Origin of the sequence: Hyalangium ruber (assembly GCF_034259325.1) — a bacterium.
Classification (GTDB): domain Bacteria; phylum Myxococcota; class Myxococcia; order Myxococcales; family Myxococcaceae; genus Hyalangium_A; species Hyalangium_A rubrum.
In genome coordinates this window covers 270,484-294,377 of record NZ_JAXIVS010000013.1, presented here as the reverse complement: position 1 = coordinate 294,377, position 23,894 = coordinate 270,484, and the positions used below count along the sequence as shown (strand labels likewise).

Annotated in this window: 20 protein-coding genes; 17 read left to right on the top strand and 3 right to left on the bottom strand. The window is 69.0% G+C overall.

Translation table 11 applies throughout. The features are described from left to right. Positions 1 to 10: 10 nt before the first annotated feature. The 7 genes from era (at position 11) to SYV04_RS32455 (ending at position 6,585) form a co-directional block, all read left to right on the top strand. Complete coding sequence (era, locus tag SYV04_RS32485) at positions 11 to 952, top strand: GTPase Era (protein ID WP_321549858.1); 942 nt, start codon at positions 11 to 13, stop codon at positions 950 to 952. After that, a complete protein-coding gene (gene der, locus SYV04_RS32480; RefSeq protein WP_321549857.1) occupies positions 952 to 2,349 on the top strand; it encodes a ribosome biogenesis GTPase Der in 1,398 nt (465 codons plus the stop codon). Before era ends, der begins: the two co-directional genes overlap by 1 nt. Before the next feature lie 80 nt (positions 2,350 to 2,429). Next, positions 2,430 to 3,242: a tetratricopeptide repeat protein gene (locus tag SYV04_RS32475; RefSeq protein WP_321549856.1), complete on the top strand. Its 813-nt coding sequence runs from the start codon at positions 2,430 to 2,432 to the stop codon at positions 3,240 to 3,242. Then, positions 3,239 to 4,393, top strand: coding sequence for an outer membrane protein assembly factor BamB family protein (locus tag SYV04_RS32470; protein WP_321549855.1), 1,155 nt, complete (start codon positions 3,239 to 3,241; stop codon positions 4,391 to 4,393). Before SYV04_RS32475 ends, SYV04_RS32470 begins: the two co-directional genes overlap by 4 nt. A gap of 8 nt (positions 4,394 to 4,401) precedes the next feature. Continuing rightward, the gene (locus tag SYV04_RS32465) at positions 4,402 to 4,818 is read left to right on the top strand and encodes a (deoxy)nucleoside triphosphate pyrophosphohydrolase (protein WP_321549854.1); all 417 of its coding nucleotides are present in this window, start codon (positions 4,402 to 4,404) and stop codon (positions 4,816 to 4,818) included. Then, positions 4,818 to 5,711 (top strand): ribonuclease H-like domain-containing protein, encoded by an 894-nt coding sequence (locus SYV04_RS32460; protein ID WP_321549853.1) that lies wholly within the window; start codon positions 4,818 to 4,820, stop codon positions 5,709 to 5,711. Before SYV04_RS32465 ends, SYV04_RS32460 begins: the two co-directional genes overlap by 1 nt. 40 nt (positions 5,712 to 5,751) lie before the next feature. Then, a complete protein-coding gene (locus tag SYV04_RS32455) occupies positions 5,752 to 6,585 on the top strand; it encodes a DUF3014 domain-containing protein (RefSeq protein WP_321549852.1) in 834 nt (277 codons plus the stop codon). 6 nt (positions 6,586 to 6,591) lie between these two features. On the opposite strand, the gene SYV04_RS32450 is transcribed toward SYV04_RS32455, so the two are convergent. Beyond that, the gene (locus tag SYV04_RS32450) at positions 6,592 to 7,143 is read right to left on the bottom strand and encodes a hypothetical protein (protein WP_321549851.1); all 552 of its coding nucleotides are present in this window, start codon (positions 7,141 to 7,143) and stop codon (positions 6,592 to 6,594) included. A gap of 280 nt (positions 7,144 to 7,423) precedes the next feature. Between SYV04_RS32450 and SYV04_RS32445 the strand changes: the two genes are divergently transcribed. The 5 genes from SYV04_RS32445 (at position 7,424) to SYV04_RS32425 (ending at position 15,571) form a co-directional block, all read left to right on the top strand. Next, complete coding sequence (locus tag SYV04_RS32445; RefSeq protein ID WP_321549850.1) at positions 7,424 to 9,511, top strand: S46 family peptidase; 2,088 nt, start codon at positions 7,424 to 7,426, stop codon at positions 9,509 to 9,511. 85 nt (positions 9,512 to 9,596) lie between these two features. Beyond that, positions 9,597 to 10,400: a TFIIB-type zinc ribbon-containing protein gene (locus SYV04_RS32440; protein WP_321549849.1), complete on the top strand. Its 804-nt coding sequence runs from the start codon at positions 9,597 to 9,599 to the stop codon at positions 10,398 to 10,400. Between the two features lie 10 nt (positions 10,401 to 10,410). Beyond that, positions 10,411 to 11,514, top strand: coding sequence for a hypothetical protein (locus SYV04_RS32435; protein ID WP_321549848.1), 1,104 nt, complete (start codon positions 10,411 to 10,413; stop codon positions 11,512 to 11,514). Continuing rightward, positions 11,511 to 15,011 (top strand): WD40 repeat domain-containing serine/threonine protein kinase, encoded by a 3,501-nt coding sequence (locus tag SYV04_RS32430; RefSeq protein ID WP_321549847.1) that lies wholly within the window; start codon positions 11,511 to 11,513, stop codon positions 15,009 to 15,011. The genes SYV04_RS32435 and SYV04_RS32430 overlap by 4 nt, the downstream gene beginning before the upstream one ends. A 95-nt stretch (positions 15,012 to 15,106) precedes the next feature. Beyond that, the gene (locus tag SYV04_RS32425) at positions 15,107 to 15,571 is read left to right on the top strand and encodes an SRPBCC family protein (RefSeq protein WP_321549846.1); all 465 of its coding nucleotides are present in this window, start codon (positions 15,107 to 15,109) and stop codon (positions 15,569 to 15,571) included. A gap of 4 nt (positions 15,572 to 15,575) precedes the next feature. Here SYV04_RS32425 and SYV04_RS32420 read toward each other — a convergent pair whose 3' ends face one another. Continuing rightward, positions 15,576 to 16,355 (bottom strand): endonuclease/exonuclease/phosphatase family protein, encoded by a 780-nt coding sequence (locus tag SYV04_RS32420; protein ID WP_321549904.1) that lies wholly within the window; start codon positions 16,353 to 16,355, stop codon positions 15,576 to 15,578. Between the two features lie 49 nt (positions 16,356 to 16,404). Between SYV04_RS32420 and SYV04_RS32415 the strand changes: the two genes are divergently transcribed. Continuing rightward, positions 16,405 to 17,442: an enoyl-CoA hydratase/isomerase family protein gene (locus SYV04_RS32415; protein ID WP_321549903.1), complete on the top strand. Its 1,038-nt coding sequence runs from the start codon at positions 16,405 to 16,407 to the stop codon at positions 17,440 to 17,442. Positions 17,443 to 17,454: 12 nt separating this feature from the next. Here SYV04_RS32415 and guaA read toward each other — a convergent pair whose 3' ends face one another. After that, entirely contained in the window at positions 17,455 to 19,008 is a 1,554-nt protein-coding gene (gene guaA, locus SYV04_RS32410) for a glutamine-hydrolyzing GMP synthase (RefSeq protein WP_321549845.1), read from the bottom strand. Between the two features lie 110 nt (positions 19,009 to 19,118). Between guaA and SYV04_RS32405 the strand changes: the two genes are divergently transcribed. From SYV04_RS32405 to SYV04_RS32390, 4 genes are all read left to right on the top strand, one after another. Continuing rightward, entirely contained in the window at positions 19,119 to 19,742 is a 624-nt protein-coding gene (locus SYV04_RS32405; protein WP_321549844.1) for a hypothetical protein, read from the top strand. A gap of 64 nt (positions 19,743 to 19,806) precedes the next feature. Further along, a complete protein-coding gene (locus SYV04_RS32400; RefSeq protein WP_321549843.1) occupies positions 19,807 to 22,761 on the top strand; it encodes a DEAD/DEAH box helicase in 2,955 nt (984 codons plus the stop codon). 18 nt (positions 22,762 to 22,779) lie between these two features. Then, the gene (locus tag SYV04_RS32395) at positions 22,780 to 23,460 is read left to right on the top strand and encodes a class I SAM-dependent methyltransferase (protein WP_321549842.1); all 681 of its coding nucleotides are present in this window, start codon (positions 22,780 to 22,782) and stop codon (positions 23,458 to 23,460) included. Next, the gene (locus tag SYV04_RS32390) at positions 23,453 to 23,830 is read left to right on the top strand and encodes a YbaN family protein (RefSeq protein ID WP_321549841.1); all 378 of its coding nucleotides are present in this window, start codon (positions 23,453 to 23,455) and stop codon (positions 23,828 to 23,830) included. The genes SYV04_RS32395 and SYV04_RS32390 overlap by 8 nt, the downstream gene beginning before the upstream one ends. The last annotated feature ends 64 nt before the right edge of the window (positions 23,831 to 23,894 follow it).

Here is a 23,894-nt window from a genome sequence, read left to right as displayed (position 1 = left end):
CTTCAGAACGATGGCTTCGAAGAAATACCGCAGCGGCTTTGCCGCGCTCATCGGGCGACCCAATGTGGGCAAGAGCACCCTGCTCAACCAGCTCACCGGCGAGAAGATCGCCATCGTCTCGCCCAAGCCTCAGACCACCCGAAACCGCATCCTGGGCGTGGTAACGCGTCCGGAGGGGCAGGTGGCCTTCATCGACACCCCGGGCATCCACCAGGCCAAGGGCGAGCTTAACCGCTACATGGTGGAGACGGCCCTCCAGGCCGCCGAGGAGGTGGATCTCGTCCTCTTCGTCATCGAGTCGGTGCCCGGCGAGAAGCCGGAGATCGGCCCGGGCAACCGGATGATCCTCGAGCGGCTGCAGCGCATCGGCAAGCCGACCTTCCTGGTCATCAACAAGATCGACGCCATTCCGAAGGCGCTGGTGCTGCCGCTCATCGAGCGCTACCGCAACGAGTTTCCGTTCGCGGAGGTGGTGCCCATCTCCGCCCGGGAGGGCGACGGGGTGGACCGGCTCTTCCAGGCGGTGCTGGGGCACCTGCCCGAGGGCGATCCCGTCTTCGACGAGGACATGCTCACCGACCAGCAGGAGCGCACGCTGGTGGCCGAGTACATCCGCGAGCAGGTGCTGCGCCACTGCCGCCAGGAGATTCCGTACTCCACGGCGGTGCTGGTGGACGTGTTCGACGAGTCCGAGCGCGAGCCGCTGCCGGACGCGCCTCCGAGTGGCCTCGCGGGGCTCATCCGGATCGCCGCCTCCATCTACGTGGAGCGCGACAGCCAGAAGGCCATCATCATTGGCAAGCAGGGACAGATGTTGAAGACCATCGGGACGGACGCGCGCAAGGCCATCCAGCGGTTGCTGGGGGCGCACGTGTACCTCTCGCTCCGAGTCCGGGTGGAGCCTCGCTGGAGCGAGAGCGCCGCCGGCCTCAAGAAGCTGGGATACGAGTGATGAAACCGCTGGTCGCCATCGTCGGCCGCCCCAACGTGGGCAAGTCCACGCTCTTCAACCGCCTCGTGAAGCGCCGCCTGGCGCTCGTGGAGGACGTGCCCGGAGTGACCCGGGATCGCCACTACGCCGACGCGGAGTGGGGAGACCGGGCCTTCACCCTCATCGACACGGGCGGCTTCGTGCCCGGCGAGAAGGACTCGCTGCTCAAGCAGGTGCGCGAGCAGGCGCAGCTGGCCGTGGAGGAGTGTGACGCCATCCTCTTCGTCACCGACGGGCGCGCCGGCCTCACGGCGGCGGACCAGGCGGTGGCGGAGCTCTTGCGCAAGAGCGGCAAGCCCGTGGTGGTGGCCGCCAACAAGCTCGACAGCGAGTCGGTGCAGGTCCAGGCGCTCTCCGGGGAGTTCTTCCGCATGGGCCTGGGCGATGTGCTGCCCCTGTCGGCCGAGCACGCCCTGGGCGTGAACGGGCTGGTGGAGGCGCTGCTCGACAAGCTGCCGCCCAAGAAGGAGGGCGAGGACGCCGAGAAGAAGGACGACGATGCCATTGGCATCGCCATCATCGGCCGGCCGAACGTGGGCAAGAGCACCCTGGTCAACGCCCTGCTGAAGGAGAAGCGGGTGGTGGCCAGCGAGGTGCCGGGCACCACGCGAGACCCGATCGACTCGACGCTCGAGTACAAGGGCAAGAAGGTCGTCCTCACGGACACCGCCGGCATCCGCCGCAAGAGCTCGATCGCCCACCGGGTGGAGAAGTTCTCGGTGGTGGCGGCGCTCAAGGTGATGGAGCGCAGCGACGTGGCGGTGCTCCTCATGGACGCCACCGAGCCGGCCGTGGACCAGGACGCCAAGCTGGCGGGCCTGGCCGAGGAGAAGGGCCGCGCCCTGGTCATCGTCATCAACAAGTGGGACCTCATCGGCACGGACCAGCGTCGCCAGGAGGCCTTCCGCGAGGCGCTCAAGCACTCGCTGAAGTTCGTGGGCTATGCCCCCATCGTCTTCACCTCGGCCCTGACGGGCTCCAAGGTGGAGAAGGTGTTGGACATCGCCGTGGAGCTGGCCGAGCAGTTCCGCTACCGGGCGCCCACCCCCCAGCTCAACCGGCTGCTGGAGCACATGGTGGACGCCAACCCGGCCCCCATCGTCGCCGGCAAGCCCCTGCGCTTGTACTACATCGCCCAGGTGGGCACGGCGCCGCCGACCTTCGCCCTCACCTGCAACTACCCCCAGCGCGTGCCGGACATGTACAAGCGCTACATCACCAACCAGCTCCGCAAGACGTTCGATTTGCGGGTGCCCCTGCGCCTGCTCTTCAAGGAGCGGCCGGGCCAGGCCAAGCGCGTGGCTCGCAAGCGCCTCACCCTCAAGTCCAAGCCCAAGTCCAAGTCCGGCAAGCGCTGAGGCGGCTTCGCGTTGACACCCCCGGCTGGCGCTCCGTACATTGCGCCGCCTTTCGTCCCAGAGAAGAAGAGGAATACGCGGTGGCCAACCCTGAGAAGATGACCCAGCGGGAGCTCAAGCAGCCCGACGCCTTCCAACGTGTGGGGGAGGATGCCCGAGAGTGGCTCATCGAGCGCCAGTCCGCCGTCCTCACCATCGTGGTGCTGCTGCTGATCGGCGGGGCGATCGCGGCCGTGGTGAGCTACTTCTCCGACAAGGGCGAAGTCGAGGCCGCCAAGCAGCTGGGCCTGGCGCTCGAGCCGCTCGAGCGGCCGGTGGTGCCCCCCGTCGAGGGCGTGCAGCCCACGCCGCCCCCGGGTGAGAAGCCCCCCTACGAGTCCGTGCGCAAGCAGGACGAGGCGCTGGAGGAGGCGCTCAACAAGTTCCGCACCGACCACGCCAAGACGCAGTCGGCGACGACCGCGGCCCTGCCGCTGGGCAAGGCCCAGTACCGGTTGGGCAAGCACGCGGAGGCCATTGCCTCCTTCGACGCGTTCCTCCAGGGCGCGGCCGATAAGGATCCGCTGCGCGCCGATGCCCTCGAGGGCCGCGGCTACGCCTATGAGGCGCAGCAGAAGTACGACGAGGCGCTCAAGGCTTTCGAGGACATGTCCAAGGCGAGCGTCGGCGGCTACCTGGCCGGCATGGGCGAGTACCACCGCGCCCGCATCCTGATTGCCCAGGGCAAGAAGGAAGAGGCGGCCGGCCTGCTGGTGAAGATCCCCGTGGACCACGCGAACAGCGCGGCGGCCCGGCTCTCCACGGAGCGCACGGCGCTGCTGGCGGCCGAGGGTGTGAAGATCCCCGCGCCTCCCGCGCCTCCCAGCGCGACCGGGCAGGACGGGGGGGCATGAAGCGGCACGCGTGGAAGCGGTGGGTCGGGGCGGCGGCGGCGACCGGGTTTCTGGGCGCGTGCAGCGCCGTGCCCCTGTACGGCAACCCCGTCAGCGCCGATCTCAAGCAGCCTCCGGCCAACCTCTTCGAGGTGGACTGGTGGACGCCGCTCGTCGAGCCGCCCGCCTGGGAGTATGAGCCCCGGGAGCTCGCCACCCCGGCGGTGGATCCCGACTCCGGTCGGGTGATTGCGCTCACCCGGGATGGGTACATCCGCGGGGTGTCCGCCGGCGGCAAGGTGGAGTGGTCCTTCAAGACGGGCAACCGCTTCACGGCCGGCGCGCTGGTACACGAGGGCATCGCCTACGTGCCCGCGGGCGACGGCTTCCTGTACGCGCTGGATGCGCGCAAGGGCGAGCTGAAGTGGAAGTACCAGGCCGGCGAGGCGCTGGGCACCACGCCCGTGCTGGCGGGCGGCTTCGTGCTGGTGGCCTCGGAGGCCGACACGCTCTTCGCGGTGGAGCGGGAGACGGGCAAGTGGGCCTGGCAGTACCGCCGCGATCCCCCCTCGGGCTTCACCATCCAGGGCTTCTCCACGCCGGTGGTGAAGGACGGCACGGTGTACCTGGGCTTCTCGGACGGGTACCTGGTGGCGCTCGACGCCGACAAGGGGACCGCGAAGTGGGAGCGCTCTCTGGCGGGCGGTGCCACCGAGTTCCTGGACGTGGACGCCACCCCCGTGGTGGATGACGCGGGCCGGCTCTATGTCACCTCGTACCAGGGCGGGCTGTTTGCCCTGAGCACCGAGACGGGCGAGGTGGAGTGGAATTACGCGGTGAGCGGGCTCACGTCGCTGACCTCCCGGGGCGAATTGCTCTTCGCGACGGGGGAAGGCCGGCTGGATGCCTACCTGTCGGAGAACGGGCGGCTCCTCTGGTCGCTCAATCTCGGGGAACGGGCCGGGCGGGCTCCGGTGTTTGCCCGGGGAATGCTTTTGGTCCCCAACCACCGCTCGCTGCTCTTCGTGGATCCGCGCACGGGCCAGTCCCGCATGGCGTGGAACCCGGGCGACGGCATCAGCGCCGCGCCGCGCGTGGAGGGCTCCACCGCGTACATCCTGTCCAACAACGGCTACCTGTACGCGCTGCACCTGCGCGGGGGCGGCGGTTGACGGGAAGGGTGGTCAAGACGGTCCGGGTGGTGGCGGCGTTGATTCCCCAGCCCGGTGATGGCGCGCGGTTCCTGGTCCAGCAGCGGCTCCCGGGTGGCAGCAGGGCGCTGCTCTGGGAGTTCCCCGGTGGCAAGGTGGAGCCGGGTGAGACGGAGCAGGCCGCGCTGGCCCGCGAGTGCCGCGAGGAGCTGGACGTGGAGCTCGACGTGGGCCGGCGGCTCTGGGAAGGCCGGCACACGTACCCGGACCTTACGGTGGAGCTGGTGCTTTACGGGGCCCGGATGGTGTCCGGTGAGCCCAAGCCGCTGGGCGCGCATGCGCTGCGGTTCATGACTCCGGCGGAGATGCAGGCGCTGCCGTTCTGCGAGGCGGACATTCCGCTGCTCGAGGACCTGGTGGCGGGAAGGCTGGAGCTGTCGGCGTGATGTTGTTCAGGACGTTCCAGCAGATTCCCGGTGTCGGGCCGTTTCGGGAGAAGGAGCTGTGGTCTCAGGGCATCAAGACCTGGGACGACTTTCCGGCGGCTGGTACGGGTGCTCCGGCCCTGAGCCGAAAAGCGGATGAGCTGGCCCGCGAGGTCCTGGGCAAGTCCCGCGAGGCGCTGGAGCGGCGGGATCTGCGCGCGCTGGCGCAGTTGATTCCGTCCCGGGAGCACTGGCGGATGTACCCGGACTTCGCCCAGGACGCGCTGTTCTTCGACATCGAGACGGACGGCAAGCAGGACAACGCGCCCACGGTGGTGAGCCTGTTCGACAGCGAGGGCCTGCACGTCTTCATCAAGGGCCGGAACATGGACGCGCTGCCGGAGGCGATGGCGGCGAAGCGGCTGTGGGTGTCGTTCAACGGCACGTGCTTCGACGCGCCGGTGCTGCGCGATTACTTTGGCGAGTCGCGGTTCCCGGTGCCGGAGGCGCATGTGGATCTGCGCTTCGTGACGAAGCGGCTGCGCATGAGCGGCGGGCTGAAGGAGATCGAGGACAACCTGGGCGTGGGCCGGCCGCCGCACCTCAAGGGCGTGAACGGGTGGGACGCGGTGCTGCTGTGGCGCGCGTACCTGGCGCGGGGCGACGTGGAGGCCCTGCGGTTCCTGGTCGAGTACAACCTCTATGACGCGTTCCAGCTCCGGACGTTGATGGACGTGGCGTACAACCGTGGCGCGGATGAGCTGAACCAGGACGTGCCCCGGCTGCCGGTGTTCGATCGGGGCGAGGTGCTGTACGACGTGAGCAAGATCATCCTGGAGTTGGGCCCCACGGAGCGGGACATGCAGACGCTCGCGCGGGTGCGCAGCCAGGATCGGGATCTGCGCGACGGCTGAGCCGGGGTTGGGCCAGAATGGGGCCATTCTGGAGGGTCCCATGAGCCAGCCGTCGAATCCGGGCAGTCCCACGCCGGGGAGTTCTGGAGGCGAACTCCCGCCCACGCAGAAGCCCCGCGGCAAGCCGGTGGTGTTGATCGCGGCCCTGGTGGTGCTGGTGGGGATCGGGGTCGCTTATTCGGTGATGCGGCTGCGGCAGCGCGAGGTGCCGCCGAGCGAGCCGCCACCGCCGCCCGTGGCCGTCCAGGTGGATGCCGGGACGCCGCCGAGCCTGGAGCCGCCATCGGTGCCGGAGGGCGACGCCAAGGTGCGCGCGTTGATGGGGCCGCTGTCCACGGATCCCGATTTCGCGAAGTGGCTGAGCGTGGAGGGATTGCTCCAGCGCTTCACCACGGCGGTGAGCAACATCGCCGATGGGGAGAGCCCTCGGATGGTGCTGTCGTTCCTGGCGCCCGTGGAGGGCTTCCAGGTGATCGAAGCGAAGGGAAAAACCACAATCGATCCGAAGAGTTACGAGCGCTACGACGGTGTAGCGCGCGTCGTGGGCTCGCTGGACCTGCCGGGGGCTGGGCGGGCCTGGCTGGAGCTGAAGCCGCTGGTGGACCGGGTCTACGCGGAGATCGCGCCGCCGGGACGGACCTTCGAGCAGACGTTCACGCAGGCGATCCAGAACCTGTTGGCGGTGCCGGTGCCGGAGGGCGACGTGGAGGTCGTCCCGCAGGGCGGGCTCTACGCGTACGCGGATCCGAAGCTCGAGGGCTTGAGCCGGGCCCAGAAGCACCTGTTGCGCATGGGGCCGAAGAACATCCAGCTCATCCAGGGGCGGCTGCAGGCGCTGCATTCGGAGCTGCGGCTGACGCCGATTGACCGGTAGGGCCTGTTACCGGCGCTTTTTCTTCTCGTTCTTGGGGGCAGGCGCCGGCTTGTCCTTTTCCTTTTCGCCGGCGACCTGGAATTCGAGCCGGAGTTCCTGAACTTCGCGGCCCAGGGTGTCGGTGAAGCTGGTCCCGGTCTGCGGATCGACGACCAGGGTGTATTTGTGGCCGGACTTCAGGGGGTTCGGCAGGGCGATCCGGTAGATGACGGCCTCGGGGGTTTCCTCGGCGGAGTCATCGGAGATCATGGCGCGCTCGGCCTCATCGAAGAGGCGGATCCGGTAATTGCGCAGGCCGATGGAGCTGTGGAGCTCGAGCGAGGACGTGGGCTCGATGGTGGGCCGTTCCTCGGCGGTCAGCGGAATGAGGTCCGTGCCGGCATCCGTGAGCTGGTAGCGGACGGTGAAGGACGCGGGGGGAGGCGCCGCGGGCGGCACGTCCTGAGGCGCTTCGGCGACGCCGGAATCCGCCTGGCCGGCGGGCTGCTTGTCGGGGCAGCCGACCAGGACGAACGAGGCGCACAAAGCGACGAGGCCGGGACGGAGAAAACGACGCATAGGCCGGACAAGGTACGTCCCGGAACCGGAACCGAAAAGCCCGAAATCGGGGTGCCGGAGGCCGGGTTCCGCCCTGGTCACGCTCTGACTTAGGGTCTGATAAGATGCGTTATGTAAACTAGGCATCTGGGCCGATTCGGGGTTTCTTGCGGCCTCCGGTTCCCACCGGAATCAACCGTCCCCTGGCCCGTTCAGGGGCCGGGATTTTCCCCGCTTGACCGGGACTGGGGCTTCTCGCAGAACGCGCGCACCCCTGGCTCCCCTCCAAAGGAACCCTTCCATGAAGCGTCTGGTCGTCCTGGCCGCCCTGCTTGGCGCCGCCCCCGTCCTGGCCGATGAAGGCATGTGGACGTACAACAACTTCCCCTCCGCCAAGGTGAAGGAAAAGTACGGCTTCGAGCCCTCCCAGGCGTGGCTCGACAAGGTGCGCCTGTCCTCGGCCCGCATCGCCGGCGGCTGCTCCGCGAGCTTCGTGTCCCCCAACGGCCTGGTGATGACCAACCACCACTGTGCCCGGGGCTGCATCGAGCAGCTGTCCACCGCCGACAAGGACTACATCGCCAACGGCTTCTACGCGCAGGCCGCCACGGACGAGCTCAAGTGCCCGGCCATGGAGATGAACCAGCTCAGCGAGATCATCGACGTCACCGCCCAGCTCAACGCCGCCACCCAGGGCCTTACGGGCAAGCAGTACAACGACACCCTCAAGGCCGAGATGTCGAAGCTCGAGAAGGACTGCGCCACCAGCGATCAGGTCCGCTGTGACGTGGTGACGCTCTACCAGGGCGGCAAGTACAACCTCTACAAGTACCGCCGCTTCCAGGACGTGCGCCTGGTGTTCGCCCCCGAGCACGCCATTGCCTTCTTCGGCGGCGATCCCGACAACTTCGAGTTCCCCCGGTACGATCTCGACGTCGCCTTCCTGCGCGTCTACCAGGACGGCAAGCCGGCCCCCACCGAGCACCACTTCAAGTGGTCCAAGGCGGGCGCGAAGGAAGGCGAGCTCACCTTCATCTCCGGGCACCCGGGAAAGACGTCGCGCGGGCTCACCGTGGCGGAGCTCGAGTACCAGCGGGACGTGGCCCTGCCCAAGCACCAGCAGATCACCGCGGAGCTGCGCGGCGTGGTGACCGAGTTCCAGAAGCGTGGCCCCGAGCAGAAGCGAATCTCCAACAACCTGCTGTTCGGCGTGGAGAACTCGCTCAAGTCCAGTAAGGGCCGGCACGAGGCGCTGCTGGACAAGAAGTTCTTCGCCCAGAAGGTCGCCGCTGAGCAGGAGCTGCGCCAGAAGGTCGAGGCCAACCCCGAGCTCAAGAAGAAGTACGGCGCGGCCTGGGACGAGATCGCCAAGGCCCAGGAGCAGCTCAAGAACGTGCGCAAGGAGCTGAGCTTCATCGAAAACTCCCAGGGCTTCAGCTCGTCGCTCTATGCCCACGCCCGGACGCTGGTGCGCGCCACGGCGGAGCTGCCCAAGGAGAACGGCCAGCGCCTGCGCGAGTACACCGAGGCCGGCCTGCCGGCCCTCAGGAACCAGCTGTTCAGCACCGCCCCCATCTACCCGGAGCTGGAGATCCTCCGGCTGGAGTTCTCGCTGACCAAGCTGCGCGAGGAGCTGGGCGCCGACCACCCCTTCGTGAAGAAGGTGCTCGGCAAGGAGTCTCCCCGGACGCTGGCCACCCGCGTGGTGAACGGCACCCAATTGCGCGATCCGAAGGTGCGCCAGCAGCTCTTCGAGGGCGGCAAGAAGGCCGTCGAGGCCTCGCAGGATCCGATGGTCCGCCTGGCCGCGCTGGTGGATCCGGACGCGCGCGCCATCCGCAAGAACTACGAGGAGAACATCGAGGCGGTCATCCGCAAGAACAGCGAGCTGGTGGCCAAGGCGAAGTTCGAGGTGTACGGCACCAACATCTCCCCGGACGCCACCTTCAGCCTGCGCCTGTCCTACGGTGCGGTGAAGGGCTACATGGAGGACGGCAAGAAGGTCGCCCCTATCACCACCATGGCCGGCGCCTATGAGCGCAACACGGGCGAGGCCCCGTTCGCCCTGCCTGGCACCTGGCTGGAGGCCCAGGGCAAGCTCAAGCTCACCACCCCGATGAACTTCGTGAGCACCAACGACATCATCGGCGGCAACTCTGGCTCGCCCGTCATCAACAAGGACGCGGAGATCGTCGGCCTGGTGTTCGACGGCAACATCCAGTCGCTCGGCGGCGACTTCGGCTTCGACGAGAGCGTCAACCGCGCCGTCTCCATCCACAGCGACGCCCTGCTCGAGTCGCTGCAGAAGATCTACGGCGCCCGGCGCGTCATCGAAGAGCTGCGCCCCAGCGCCAGGCCCGCCACGGTGAAGGCGAACCCCGCGGGCTGACCCATCCCAGACTTGACGCATTGAGTCAATGAGGCCGTCGGGATGCTCCGGCGGCCTCTTCTCTTTGTATAGGATGACGGGCTGTATGAACTGCCCAGCCTGCAAGTCCGACGCGGTCGAACAGGGCTTCGAAGGGTCGAACGGAGCCCGAGTCCTCCTGGATGTCTGCCACACGTGCCATGGCCTGTGGTTCGACGCCAAGGAGAGCATGCGCCTGTCCTCCAAGGGCGTGCTCCGGCTGTTCCGGGAGATGCACGGCAAGCGTGACGGCGCCCACCGCCTCACCGAGCCGCTCAAGTGCCCTCGCTGCCGCGCGACGCTGGAGCGCACGCACGACATGGCCCGCAACAACCGCATCCAGTACTACCGCTGCACCGCGGGCCATGGGCACTTCATCACCTTCTTCCAGTTCCTCCGGGAGAAAGGGATCGTCCGCAGCCTCAACCCCCGGGAACTCCTGGAGCTGAAGAAGCACGTGCAGACGCTGCAATGCTCCGACTGCGGCGGCTCCGTCTCCCTGGCCCGGGACACCGTCTGTCCGAGCTGCCGCTCTCCGCTGAGCATCCTGGATCCCAAGGCCCTGGGCTCGGCGGTCGAGGACATGAAGCAGATGGCCGCCGCCGCCGGTGCCGCCGGCGCGGTCGTGGCCCCCGCCGTGGCCGCCCAGCTCCTCATGGACAAGATGAAGATGGACGGCTTCTACCGGCGGATCGACTCCCAGATGCAGGCCACGCCCGCCTTCGCGAACAGCTCCGGCGGAGAAGGCTCCGAAGCCGTGGAGTTCGCCGTGGACGTCGGCGTGGAGGTCGCCACCGAGGGTGGCCTCGATCTGCTGGATACCGGAATCAGTTTCTTCTTCGAGCTCGTCGGCGGCATCCTCGACTTCTGAGCGCCTACCCATGCCCACGATCCTGGACAGCCTGCCCGCGCTCTACCGAGACCTCTTCCCCTCGTTCTTCCAGAGCCCCCTGCCCGCCGAGACCAAGGCCACGTGCTCGGCGTGCGCCATGTGCGAGGCCAACAACCCCACGCCCATCGAGTCCGTGGACGGGGTGAGCCGCTTCTTCAGGCCGGACACCAAGTGCTGCACCTACCACCCTCGCCTGCCCAATTATCTCGTGGGCGCGATCCTGGCCGATCAGGACGCCCCCATGGCCGAGGGCCGGCGGCGCATCCAGGAGAAGATCTCCCGCCGCGTCGCCGTGAACCCGCAGTGGATCAAGGCGCCCACGCGCTACAACCTCCTTTATAGCAACGCGCGCCAGGCGTTCGGCCGGACGCAGGCGCTGCGCTGTCCCTACTACGAGCCGCAGGGCGGCCTCTGCACCATCTGGCGCTACCGCGAGGCCGTGTGCTCCACCTACTTCTGCAAGTACGTGGCGGGCGCCGACGGCCGCAAGTTCTGGATGACGCTCAAGACATGGCTCACCCTCGCGGAGATCCAGCTGTCGCGCTACGCCCTGCTCCAGCTGCTGCCGGACTACGTCATCCAGGGCAAGGACAAGGCGGACAACTCCGGAGGGCCGCTGACGAGCGAGGATCTCGATGACAAGCCCCTGCCCGACAAGGAATACGCCGAGCTGTGGCGCCAGTGGGCGGGCCGCGAGGCGGAGTTCTACGGCAAGTGCTTCGAGAGCGTCCGGGCCCTGTCCTCGGAGGAGTTCGACAACCTGCTCGGCCTGGACGGCGTCGTCGAGCAGGCCATCCTCAAGCGGCAGCACGAGGCGGCCGTGGGCCCGCGCCTGCCCAAGTCGCTCAAGTTCAACCCGAGCACCACCGTGCAGTGGCTGCCGGATGGGAGCATCGCCCTGGCCTCGTACAGCGAGTTCGACGCGGTGGCCCTGCCCGGAGAGGCCTACGCGCTGCTGGTGGAGTTCAACGGCAAGGACCCCGTGGAGATCGTGCGCCAGCGCCTCCGTGACGAGAAGCAGGCGGATCTGCACGATGACATCCTGATCGAGCTGTTCCGGCACCGGATCCTCGTCGACGCGCAGGCCCTATGAGCGATCCCGCCAACCGCCCATGGATGCCCCGGGGGCCTGCTCCCGAAACGGGCCGCTCGGTGGAGCCCTCCGCCCCCGAATCGGCCGACGAGGGCACACTCATCTCCGCGGGAGGCAAGACACGCCCCACCTCCCCTCCCCCTCCCGGCACGCAGCACCTGCCGGTGGTGGATCGGCAGACCTACGCCGTGGACGGCGTGTTCGCCCGGGGTGGCATCGGCCGCATCCTCCGCGCTCGGGATCAGCGGCTCGGTCGGCCGGTGGCCCTCAAGGAATTGCTGGAGCCCGGAGGCCCCGAGGAGGGCCGCTTCCTCAACGAAGCGATGGTGACGGCGCGGCTGCAGCACCCCGGCATCGTCCCCATCTACGAGGCGGGGCGTTGGTCCAGCGGCGAGCCCTTCTACGCGATGCGGCTCGTCTCCGGGCGCTCGCTCGACGAGCGGCTCGTTGAGAAGCGCGGCTTTGGGGAGCGGCTGGCCCTGTTGCCCCACGTGCTCGCCGTCGCCGAGGCCGTGGCCTATGCCCACAGCCAGCGGATCATCCACCGCGATCTCAAGCCCGCCAACGTCCTGGTCGGCGAGTTCGGTGAGACCGTGGTCATCGACTGGGGCCTGGCCAAGCAGCTCTCCTCGGAGGGAGAAGCCCTCGCGGGCGTGGCCCCCGTCGATCCGCAGGCCGGCCAGGTCTCCAGTTCCGTATCCGGTTCTTTCTCCGCCGACTCCACGACGCCAACCCTGTCCCGGAACAACGCGGAGCACACGCTGGCGGGGATCGTCCTGGGCACGCCGGCGTACATGCCGCCCGAGCAGGCCGCGGGGCGGCCCGTGGATGAGCGCGCGGACGTCTATGCCCTGGGGGCCATCCTCTATCACCTGCTCGCTGGCACTCGGCCCTACGGCAGTGGCAGTGCCTCCGAGGTGCTGGATCGGGTGATCGCCGGCCCTCCCGCCTCGCTCGAGGGGCTCCAGGCGGATATCCCAGAAGAACTGCTGGCGATCGTCAGCCACGCCATGGCGCGGGAGCCGACGAAGCGCTACCCGACGGCTCAGGCCCTGGCGGAAGATCTGCGACGCTTCCTCACCGGACAGCTCGTCGGAGCGCACCACTACTCGCGGCTGGATCTGCTCAAGCGCTTCGTCCGGCGCAATCGGGCGGTGCTGGCGGTGGCGGGCGTCGCCCTGGCGGCGCTGGGCACGGTCGGCGCGATCAGCGTGCGTCGCATCATGGCGGAGCGTGACCGGGCCGAGCGCAAACAGGTGGAGGCTGAGACAGCCTGGCGCGAGGCGACGATGCGCGCCGATCAGCTCACCCTGGTGGAGGCCCGCTCCGCGGTGGAGCGCTTCCCCAACAAGGCGCTCGAGTGGCTCGGCACCCTGTCGTCGGCCTTCACCCAGTGGGGCTCGGCGCGAGTCATCGCCGCGGATGCCCAGGCGCGCGGGCTGGCGCTGCTGCTGCGCGGCCACACCAAGGGCATCAACCTCGCCACCTTCTCCCCGGAGGGCCGCTGGCTGGCCACCGTGAGTGACGACCGGACCGTGCGCCTGTGGGACGCCCGCAGCGGAGAGACGCGCGTGCTGGGCACCCATGAGGACGAGGTGTGGCGCGCGGCCTTCTCGCCGGACGGCAAGCTGCTCGCCACCACGAGCAAGGATCGGACGCTGCGGCTGTGGGAGGTGGAGACGGGCACCGTCCGGGTACTCCAGGGCCATGCCGCGCCGAGCATCGGGGTGGTCTTCTCTCCGGACGGCCGGCGGGTGTTCACCTCCAGCATGGATGGGGAGGTGTGGCGCTGGGAGATCGCCAGCGGCGAAGGCCGACGCCTGGGGCGCCACGAAGGCTGGGTCCCGAACCTGGACATCTCTCCCGACTCGCGTCGGCTGGTGTCCGTGGGACGTGAGGACAAGACGGTACGGCTGTGGGACGTGGAGAGCGGAGAGAGCCAGAACCTCGGGCCCGTGCCGGCCACCGTCTATCAGGTCCGCTTCTCTCCGGACGGCTCGCTCATCGCCGCCCCGTGCGAGGACGGCAAGGTCCGGCTGTGGGAGACCGCCACGGGACGCATGCGCGTGTTCGAGGGCCACACCGCCAGTGTCCGCTCCGTGGCCTTCTCGCCGGACGGTACGAAGCTCGCCTCGCGCTCGCTCGATGGCACGCTGCGGGTGTGGGACCTGGCCACCGGGACCGCCCGCGTGTTCGACGGCCCCAAGCAGACCCCAGCGCCGCTCACCTTCTCGGCCGACGGACGCTGGCTCGCCACCGGTAGCCGCGATCGGCTCACGTACCTGATCGACCTGCACACCGGGCAGAGCCGGGTGCTGCGAGGCGCCGAGGACGCGGTGACGTCGCTGTCGTTCTCTCCCCAGGGGCAATGGCTCGCGGTGGCCAGCGTGGATGGCGTCACCCGGCTCTACCCCGTGGGCGCCGATCCCTTCCGCGTCGTCGGACAGCACGTGGGACCGGTGTACTCCCTGGGGTTCTCGGGGGATGGCCAGGAGCTGCTCTCCTCGGCGGCGGATGGGACGGTGCGGCGGTGGAGCACCTCGGGAGGCCAGCCCGTGCAGATGCGCGGCCACCGCGGGGAAGTCCCCCTGGCGCGGCTGTCCTCGGATGGGGAGCGGGTCGTCTCGGGAGGCACCGACGGCACCGTGCGCGTGTGGAATCGCTCCGGCCAGGAGGTGGGCGTGCTCCCGGTCTCCGCGCATGCCATGCGGGCGCTGGAGTTCTCCCCTTCCGGCAAGTGGGTGGCCCTGGGCAGCGCCGATGGCATGGTGCGCCTGTGGGATCCGACCTCGAAGCAGGAACGGATCCTCGGTCGGCACACGCGCGGAGTGCTCTGCCTGGCCTTCTCTCCGGATGGGCGGTTCGTCGCCTCGGGAGGCGAGGACAACGCCCTGCGGCTGTGGGCCGTGGACGGCGGACAGGGCCGCACCCTGCACGTGAGTGATGACGCGGTCGTGACGCTGGCCTTCTCGGCGGACGGGCAGCGGCTGGTCTCCGGCAGCAAGGACCACACCCTCTGGATCCAGGAGCTGCCGGAGGGCACGGGGAAGCGGCTCGACGTCGGTGGCGTCGGCGTGCTCGCGGTGGGCTTCTCTCCGGAGGGCAAGACGGTGGTCAGCACGAGCCAGGGAGACAACGCCGTGCGGTTGTGGGACGTGGCCACCGGAGAGGCGCGCGGCGTGCTGCGAGGCCATGTGAACCAGGTGAACCACTTCGCTTGGTCACCCGAGGGCCGGCGCATGGTCACCGCGAGCGACGACAAGACGGTGCGGCTGTGGGACGTGGAGAGTGGCGAGAGCCGAGGACTCCAGGGCCACACGGAGGGTGTTGTCCAGGTGGCGTTCTCGCCGGATGGCCGGTCGGTGGCCTCCGCGAGCCGGGATGGCTCCGTGCGGCTGTGGCCGGACGATCTGCCCCTGGCGCCGGGAGCGCTCCAGGGTTGGCTGAAGCAGGCGCTCGCGGCCGAGAGCGGGAACGCGCCCCTGAAGTCCCAGTAATGCACGGTGCGACGCGCGGTTGGACGCGAGGGCTATTGAGTCCCTCGTGCCCAGGTCGGTAGGGTCCGCCCTCCCCAACGCTCCGGAGAGCCGCCATGCCCATCCACCTCTCGCTCCAGCAGGAGATCAACGCTCCGCCCGAGCGCGTCTTCGCCACCCTGACGGACCTGGATGCCGCGTCGAAGTGGATGACGAACTTCGTGGGCATCGAGAAGCTCACCCCGGACAAAGTCGGCGTGGGGATGAAGTGGCGCGAGACGCGGAAGATGTACGGGCAAAAGGCCAGCGAGCTGTTCGAGGTCACCGGCTACGAGCCCAACAAGACGGTCGAGCTCTACGTGGACGGCACCCAGGGCTCCTCGCGGCGCGGGTACTACCGCTTCCGCTACCAGCTCGAGCCCCGGGACGGGAAGACGGCGCTGACCATGACCGGAGAGATCGGCGGACTGAGCAAAGTCATGGAGTTCTTCGGGCGCCTGATGGTGGGCAGCTTCAAGAAGGCCATGACCAAGGATCTGGAAGCGATGACGCGCTACATCGAGGGCACGCGCGCCAGCTGAGGCCTCAGCCTTCGCGGAAGGTGGCCACCACCGCGTGGTGGTCCGAGGCCGTGCCCACGTCCACCACCTCGGAGCCGATGAGCCGCTCGGCCATCCGGGGCGAGGCGAGGATGTAGTCGGTGCGGTAGTCGATCACCACGCCATTGCGCTGGCGCTGCGCGGTCACCCAGTGGGCGGGGGACTGCCGGTGGTAGAGGGTGTCGACCCAGCCGAAGGACTCCAGCGTGTCCATCACCGAGAAGCGAGGCGGATGGCCGTACTTGTCCGTGCCGGCGGACAGGAGCTTGTCGGCGAGGTCCGAAGGATAGGGATCCTTCCGGGACAGGGAGTTGAGATCGCCGGCCAGCAGGTACTGCTCCTCCTGGAAGGTCTGCGGCTCGAGCAGATCGCACAGGTAGCGGGCCTCGACGAGGCGGATGTCCTCCTGGTGCGCGTCGTAGTGCGTGCCGAAGAGGGTCAGTGGCCCTCCCGAGTCGAGCTGGCACTGGACCAGGCAGTGGCCGATCAGCCGGGGATCATTGTGGTTCTGGATCGCCCGCAGAGGGCGCCGGCTGGCGACGACCACGTGGTAGCGCCGGCCACTCCAGCGGGGGCGAGAGGTCCCCAGGTGGATGTGGGCCGCGCTGGAGGGAATGCCCAGGGCGGTGGCGACCTGATGGAGACGATCGCCGGTCTCCCACCAGAGGCACTCCTGGAGCACCAGGACATCCGGACGCACGCGGGCCAGGAGCGCGAGGATCGCGTCGAAGCGGTCCTCCCCTCCGAAGAGCACGTTGAACGTCATCACCTTCAAGGCCACGGACTCCTTTTATCAAATCGGGTACACCCCAGGCATGAGCCATGACGTGCAACTGGAGACCCGGGGCCCCATTGGATTGGTGACACTCGATCGCCCCAAGGCGCTCAATGCGCTCAGTCTGGACATGATTCGGGCCATCCACCCGCGGCTGGACGCGTGGGCGAGCACCCCCGAGGTGAAGGCCGTGGTCATCCGAGGCGCGGGCGGGAAGGCCTTCTGCGCCGGCGGGGATGTGCGCGCCGTGGCCGCCTCGACCGGTCCGCTGGCCCAGGACTACTTCCGCGAGGAGTACGGTCTCAACCGCCGCATCCACCACTATGAGAAGCCGTACATCGCGCTCGTGGACGGCATCAGCATGGGCGGCGGGCTGGGGCTCTCCATCCATGGCTCATACCGGGTGGTGACCGAGCGGCTCATGTTCTCCATGCCGGAGACGGCCATCGGCATCTTCCCGGATGTGGGCGGCGGTTGGTTCCTCCCGCGCTTTCCTGGTGAGGTGGGCACCTATCTGGCGCTCACGGGCGCACGGGGCAATGCGGCCGACGCGATGTGGACCGGTTACGGCACTCACCATGTGAATCACGCTAGGCTCGACGCGCTGCTGGAGGCGCTGGTAGCGGCGGACTGGAACCAGGGCTCACCCCAGGAGGTGGTGGCGAGAGTCCTCGCCTCCCACGCCACGGACGCCGGCCCCGCGCCGCTGAGCGCGCAGCGGGAGGCGATCGATCGATGCTTCGCGGCGGACCGGGTGGAGGACATCCTCGCCGCGCTCGCCGCCGAGGGCTCGGAGTGGGCAGAGGCGACGCGGGTCACCCTGGCGCGCATGTGCCCCACGAGCCTGAAGGTGACGCTGCGCCAACTGCGCCGGTGCCGGGCGCTCCCCTACGACGAGGTCGTCCCCATCGAATACCGGCTGAGCCAGCACCTCACCTCGCGCCCGGACTTCCGCGAGGGCATCCGGGCGGTGCTGGTGGACAAGGACCAGAAGCCTCGTTGGAACCCCGCCACCCTGGCCGAGGTCCGCGAGGAGGACGTGGAGGCCTGCTTCGCCCCGCTGGCGGACGAAGCCTGACGGGGCGCTCCCCTACTCCCACTCGATCGTGGCGGGGGGCTTGGAGGAGATGTCGTAGACGACGCGGTTGATGCCGCGCACCTCGTTGGTGATGCGCGTGGAGATGCGCTCCAGCACCTCGAAGGGAATCCGGGCCCAGTCCGCCGTCATGCCATCCACGCTGGTGACGGCGCGCAGCACGCATGTGGACTCGTAGGTGCGCTCGTCGCCCATCACGCCCACGCTCTGCACCGGCAGCAGCACCGCGAACGCCTGCCACACCTCCTTATAGAGCCCCGCCTTGCGGATCTCGTCCTGGACGATCTCATCCGCGCGGCGCACCAGCTCCAGCCGCGCGTCCGTCACCTCTCCCAGCACGCGGATGGCCAGGCCCGGCCCCGGAAACGGCTGCCGGCTCACCATCTCGTCGGGCAGCCCCAGCTCCTTGCCCAGGGCACGCACCTCGTCCTTGAAGAGCTCCCGCAGCGGCTCCACCAGCTTGAGCTTCATCTGCTCCGGCAGCCCGCCCACGTTGTGGTGACTCTTGATGGTGACCGACGGGCCCTTGTACGAGACCGACTCGATTACGTCCGGGTAGAGCGTGCCCTGCGCGAGGAACTCCGCGTCATGCACCTCGCGCGCGGCCTCCTCGAACACCGCGATGAACTCGCGGCCGATGATCTTCCGTTTCTTCTCAGGGTCCGTGACGCCCGCCAGCTTCTCCAGGAAGCGCGCCCGGGCATCCACCGTCTTCAGCGGAACGTGGAAGCGATCCACGAAGAGCGCCTCCACCTGGGCCCGCTCGCCCTGCCGCAGCAGGCCGTTGTCCACGAAGATGCACTGCAGCCGAGGACCAAGCGCCCGGTGCAGCAACAGCGCCGCCACCGAGCTGTCCACTCCGCCCGACAGTCCACAGATGACCCGACCGTGCTCGCCCACCTTCTGGCGGATGGCCGCCTCGGCCTCCTGGCTGAAGCCCTTCATCGTCCAGGTGCCGCTCACCTTGCAGTCGGTGAACAGGAACGCCCGCAGCATCACCTTTCCCTGCGGCGTATGCACCACCTCGGGGTGGAACTGGAGCCCGTAGATCGGCTTGGAGGTATGGGCCGCCGCCGCGAACGGCGAGTTGCCGCTGCGGCCAATCGCCTCGAACCCGGGCGGCAGCGCCTCCACCCGGTCGCCGTGGCTCATCAACACCTTCACCCGGTCTCCCGGGTGGAACTCGGCCAGCGGGCCGCGCGCGGCCAGCACCTCGACCTCCGCGGGGCCATACTCCCGGTGGGCCGACCGATCGACCTTGCCCCCGAGCAGCTTGGCCAGCAGTTGCAACCCATAGCAGATGCCCAGCACCGGCACGCCCGCCGTGAAGACGTAGGGATCACACCGGGGCGAGCCCTCCGCCTCCACGGAGGCGGGGCCACCCGAGAGGATGATGCCCCGAGGCGCGAAGCTACGAATCTGCTCCTCGGGCAGGTCCGGGCGGTGGATCTCACAGTAGACGCCTAGCTCGCGAACGCGCCGGGCGATGAGCTGCGTGTACTGGCTGCCGAAATCGAGGATGAGGATCTTCTCGGCATGGATATCCACGAGGTTCTCCGGGCGTCGTTGACGGAGGCCGGCCCATACCGCTACAAACTTTAGGAGATCAACCGTTTAACGCCCCAGCTGTCCGTTCCGCTCCTTTTCCGAGGTTCTGGATGCATCGTCTGTCCGCCGCCGCCGCCGCCGCTCTCCTCCTGTCCGCCACCGGCTGCCTGCCCAAGGACGTCCCCTCGGAGGAGCGACTCGACCGCGAGACGAGCACCCTGTCGATGAAGGACACTCCGCAGGCCGGCGAGCTGGAGAAGCTCAACTGCGAGAACACCGCCGACGACCTGACCAAGGCGCGCAACGTCAACCGGCCCGAGACGGAGCGGCTGATGGACTACGTCACCCTGTACGACTCGCTCCGCAAGCGCACGCAGACCTTCGAGGAGGCGATGACGCGCAACCCGGACCTGCAGTACCGGGAGGGCGCGGTGAACATCGTGGCCGCCAAGGACACCTGCATCCAGCAGACCGCGGACGTGCGCGTGGAGTTCGAGAACTACATGCGCGAGCTGGTCGAGGTGCCCACGGTGCAGGAGATCAAGGGCGGCAACACGGTGACGATCGCCCGCCTGGACTTCAACGCCCTGCGGCAGGCCATCGAGACGCTCTCGCCGGACGACAAGGAGCAGCTGCTCAACCGGGTGGCGAGCGCGGAGAAGAAGGTGTCGACGGCCAAGGCGCCCGAGGAAGAGCCCGCCGGAGCGGGCGGCAAGCGCCGCGGCAGCAAGTAGCACACAGGAGGGGCGGATCCGCGTTGCGCGCCGCCCCCTCGGAGCGTAGGGAGTCGCGGCGCCCATGTCCGCGACCCCTCAAGAGCTGCTCGAAGCTGTTCGGAAGGAAGCACGCCCCGGCATCTGGTCCACCGGGGTGACCCTCTCTCGCCAGGGGGCCGTAGCGCTCCAGGCGCAGACGGCGGACGAGATCGAGCTGCGGGTGCGAGCCCCGGGTCGCTCGGTCGCCCTCACCGTCACCCTCTACCTGAAGCTCGAGGCGTGGGAGTGCGACTGCCCCAGCCAGGTGGATCCGTGCGAGCACGTGGTGGCGGCCGCCATCACCGTGCAGCAGGCGGAGAAGCAGGAAACGCCGCTGAAGGCCACGGCCAACCGCTGGTCCCGCGTGGTGTACCACTTCACGCGCGCCGACGGCGGGCTGCAGCTGCACCGGACCGTGGTGCATGCCGACGGGAAGGAGGAGCCGCTGGAGGACAGCGTGGCCGCGCTGCTCGCCAGGCCGGCGGTGGCGGCGACGATGCAGATCGAACAGGCGGACCTCAACGCGGATCGCCTGTTGGAGCGCCGCACGCGCGGGGCGCTCGCCCCCGAGAAGCTGGAGGTGCTGCTCCGGGCGCTCGAGTCGGCGCGCAACGTGCTGCTCGACGGGCGGCCGGTGGCGATCTCGGATGAGGTCGTCTACCCCCGGGCCACGGTGGAGGATCGCGGCGGGCAATTGGTGGTGACGGTGGGGAGGGATCCGCGCGTCACGGAGGTGGTGAGCGCCGGAGTCGCGCTGTGCGGCGATGCGCTGGCGCGGCTGGGCGAGACGGCGATGACGGGGACGTGGCTGCAGAACCTCCCGATCGTCCGCACCTTTGCCTCCGAGCAGATCGGCGAGGTCACCTCGAAGGTGCTTCCGGAGCTAGCTCGCCGCATGCCGATCGACGTGCGCAGCCGGCGCCTGCCGCCTATCGACCGCGAGCTGAAGCCACGCATCCTGCTGGAGCTCAACCAGCTCGAGTCGGGGCTGTCCGTACTGCCCACCCTCGTGTACGGGGCGCCGCCCTCGGTGCGGATCGACAGCGGCGGCCGGATGGTCTACCTGCGCGGCGCGGTGCCCCTCCGGGACGAGGCGGCCGAGCAGCGGCTCATCCACCACCTTCGGGATGAGCTGAACCTGGTCCCCGGCCGGCGACTGACGGTGCAGGGTCAGGAGATGGTGCGCTGGGCGGACAAGCTGCGGCGATGGGGAGGAGACCTCGCCGGCGACGCGGCGGGGGTGGTGAGCCCGGACGTCCGGCTCCGGCCTCTGCTCCAGGTGGACGCCGGAGCTTCGGGGGCGGGCGTTCCCGAGGTGCGCTTCACGCTCGAGTTCCAAGTGGAGGGCGGAAAGGGCGCCCCACAGACCGTGGACGCGGCGGCGGTCATCCGCGCATGGTCGGAGGGACTGGGGCTCGTTCCCCTCCAGGGCGGAGGCTGGGCGCCCCTGCCCCGGGCCTGGCTGGACAAGCACGGCCAGCGCGTCGCCGACCTGCTGTCCGCGCGTCAGGCGGATGGCAAGGTCTCCAACCACGCCCTGCCGGACCTGACCGCGCTGTGTGAGACGCTGGAGCAGCCGCCTCCGCCGGGGCTGGACCGCCTGGCGCCGATGGTCGAGGGCTTCCAGAAGCTGCCGCCCCCCACCCTGCCGAGCGATCTCACCGCGACGCTGCGCACCTACCAGCAGCAGGGCGTGAGCTGGCTGGGCTTCCTCCGGAGCGCGGGGCTCGGAGGAATCCTCGCCGACGACATGGGCCTCGGGAAGACGTTGCAGACGATATGCGTGCTGGGCTCCCGCTCGCTCGTCGTCTGCCCCACCAGCGTGCTGCCGAACTGGGCGGCGGAGCTCAAGCGCTTCCGGCCCTCGCTGAAGGTCAGCGTGTACCACGGGCCCGGCCGCGCGCTGGACGAGACGGCCGACGTGACGATCACCACGTACGCCATCCTCCGGTTGGATGCCGCCGTGCTCTCGGGGCGCACCTGGGACGCGGTGGTGCTGGACGAGGCGCAGGCCATCAAAAACCCGGAGAGCCAGGTGACGCGCGCGGCGTTCGGGCTCAAGGCGAACCTGCGACTGGCGCTGAGCGGCACGCCGCTGGAGAACCGGCTGGAGGAGCTCTGGAGCTTGATGCACTTCGCCAACCCGGGCCTGCTCGGGGGCCGCCGGCAGTTCGACGAGAAGCTGGCGCGGCCCATCAGCGAAGGAAACGCCGAGGCGGCCGAGCGGCTGCGCAAGCGCATCCGTCCCTTCGTCCTGCGGCGCCTCAAGCGGGATGTGGCACCCGAGCTGCCGCCGCGCACCGAGGCGGTGATGCACATCTCGCTGGATGAGCGCGAGCGCGCCGTCTACGACGCGGTGATGGCGGCGACGCGCACGGAGGTAGTCGCCCTGCTGAAGGAAGGCGGCAGCGTGCTCAAGGCGCTGGAGGCCCTGCTGCGCCTGCGCCAGGCGGCCTGCCACCCAGCGCTGGTGCCCGGCCAGCACGCCACCTCGTCCTCGAAGGTGGAGACGCTCGTGGACGCCCTCACCACCGCCGTCTCGGAGGGCCACAAGGCGCTGGTGTTCTCGCAGTGGACCTCGCTGCTCGATCTGATCGAGCCACCGCTGAAGGAGGCCGGAGTCACCTTCGAGCGCCTGGATGGCTCGACGGCCAACCGCGGCGAGGTGACAGCGCGCTTCCAGTCTCCAGAGGGAGCACCGGTCATGCTGATGTCGCTCAAGGCCGGCGGCACGGGCCTGAACCTCACGGCGGCGGACCACGTGTTCCTGATGGATCCCTGGTGGAACCCGGCCGCGGAGGCGCAGGCGGCGGACCGAGCCCACCGCATCGGCCAGGAGCGCCCGGTGATGGTGTACCGGCTGGTCTCGCAGGGAACGGTGGAGGAACGGATCCTCGGGCTACAGGAGAAGAAGCGTGCGCTCTTCGAGGCGGCCCTGAGCGAGGCGTCAGCCGCGACGGCCATCACCCGCGAGGATCTGCTAGAGCTGTTCTCCTGAGTGAGGAGGAGGATCGCCATGTCGCACTCTGTCCAGGCACACCTCGATGTCGCACCGGCCGCGTACGACGTGGCCATTCGCAAGTTCATCCCTCACTACGAGGAGATGCTCTCCCGCGCCGTCGAGACGCTGGCCGGGCTGGTGTCTCCGAAGGCCCACATCCTGGACCTTGGGGCGGGCACCGGGGCGTTCTCTCAAGAGGTGGCGGCGCGGATGCCCGAGGCCTCGCTGACCCTGCTCGACGCGGATCCCGCCATGCTGGAGCAAGCCCGTGGGCGGCTCGCCTCCCTGGGTGGGCGGGCGAAGTTCCTGCGCGGCTCGTTCTTCGATCCGCTGCCCGCGTGCGAGGCGGCGATCGCCTCCCTGGCGCTGCACCATGTCCACGACTTGAGCGAGAAGCGGCGCCTGTACGGCAACATCCGCGCGACCCTGCCGACGGGGGGCGTGCTGGTGAATGTCGACATCACGTTGGCCACGGCCCCCGCCCTGGAGAAGCTGACGCGCACCGGCTGGGCCGCTCACCTGGTGGCGTGCGGAGACACCGAGGCGGAGGCCTACGCGCGCTTCGACGCCTGGGCCCAAGAGGACCGCTACTTCAGCGTGACCGAGGAGCTGGATGCGCTTCAGTCCGCCGGGTTTGCTCACATCGACGTGCTCTGGAGACGTGGGCCTGGCACGGTGCTGCTTGCCGTTGCCTGAGCCGAACCCGCGCTTCCGTTTCCTCTTCCTGGCCCTCGGCTTCGTCTGCGTGGGCCTTGGAGGACTGGGGGCGGTCCTGCCGCTGTTGCCCACGACGCCCTTCCTGCTCGTGGCGCTGTGGGCCTTCTCGCGCAGCTCGAACCGCTTCCACCACTGGCTCTACACGCACCCGCGCTTCGGCCCCCGGCTCCAGGCCTGGCACGAGCACGGCATCGTCCCGGTCAAGGTGAAGGTGAGCGCCCTCACCGCCATGGGGGTGAGCCTGGCGTTCATGGCCTTCGTGGCGAAGGTGAAGTGGCCGGTGCTCGCCGTGGCCGCGGGGCTCATGCTCGTGGGTGCCACGTACGTCCTGAGCCGGCCTTCGCGGTAGGTCCGGACAGCTCCTCACAGAAGAGTCAGGAGCCCTCGGAACGCCGCGTCCGGCGCGACCACAC

Bases quoted from the DNA above. Each gene is read 5' to 3' on its own strand.
- era (WP_321549858.1), top strand. From the start codon at position 11: ATGGCTTCGAAGAAATACCGCAGCGGCTTTGCCGCGCTCATCGGGCGA.
- der (WP_321549857.1), top strand. From the start codon at position 952: ATGAAACCGCTGGTCGCCATCGTCGGCCGCCCCAACGTGGGCAAGTCC.
- SYV04_RS32470 (WP_321549855.1), top strand. From the start codon at position 3,239: ATGAAGCGGCACGCGTGGAAGCGGTGGGTCGGGGCGGCGGCGGCGACC.
- SYV04_RS32460 (WP_321549853.1), top strand. From the start codon at position 4,818: ATGTTGTTCAGGACGTTCCAGCAGATTCCCGGTGTCGGGCCGTTTCGG.
- SYV04_RS32455 (WP_321549852.1), top strand. From the start codon at position 5,752: ATGAGCCAGCCGTCGAATCCGGGCAGTCCCACGCCGGGGAGTTCTGGA.
- SYV04_RS32450 (WP_321549851.1), bottom strand. From the start codon at position 7,143: ATGCGTCGTTTTCTCCGTCCCGGCCTCGTCGCTTTGTGCGCCTCGTTC.
- SYV04_RS32445 (WP_321549850.1), top strand. From the start codon at position 7,424: ATGAAGCGTCTGGTCGTCCTGGCCGCCCTGCTTGGCGCCGCCCCCGTC.
- SYV04_RS32440 (WP_321549849.1), top strand. From the start codon at position 9,597: ATGAACTGCCCAGCCTGCAAGTCCGACGCGGTCGAACAGGGCTTCGAA.
- SYV04_RS32435 (WP_321549848.1), top strand. From the start codon at position 10,411: ATGCCCACGATCCTGGACAGCCTGCCCGCGCTCTACCGAGACCTCTTC.
- SYV04_RS32430 (WP_321549847.1), top strand. From the start codon at position 11,511: ATGAGCGATCCCGCCAACCGCCCATGGATGCCCCGGGGGCCTGCTCCC.
- SYV04_RS32425 (WP_321549846.1), top strand. From the start codon at position 15,107: ATGCCCATCCACCTCTCGCTCCAGCAGGAGATCAACGCTCCGCCCGAG.
- SYV04_RS32420 (WP_321549904.1), bottom strand. From the start codon at position 16,355: ATGACGTTCAACGTGCTCTTCGGAGGGGAGGACCGCTTCGACGCGATC.
- SYV04_RS32415 (WP_321549903.1), top strand. From the start codon at position 16,405: ATGAGCCATGACGTGCAACTGGAGACCCGGGGCCCCATTGGATTGGTG.
- SYV04_RS32405 (WP_321549844.1), top strand. From the start codon at position 19,119: ATGCATCGTCTGTCCGCCGCCGCCGCCGCCGCTCTCCTCCTGTCCGCC.
- SYV04_RS32400 (WP_321549843.1), top strand. From the start codon at position 19,807: ATGTCCGCGACCCCTCAAGAGCTGCTCGAAGCTGTTCGGAAGGAAGCA.
- SYV04_RS32395 (WP_321549842.1), top strand. From the start codon at position 22,780: ATGTCGCACTCTGTCCAGGCACACCTCGATGTCGCACCGGCCGCGTAC.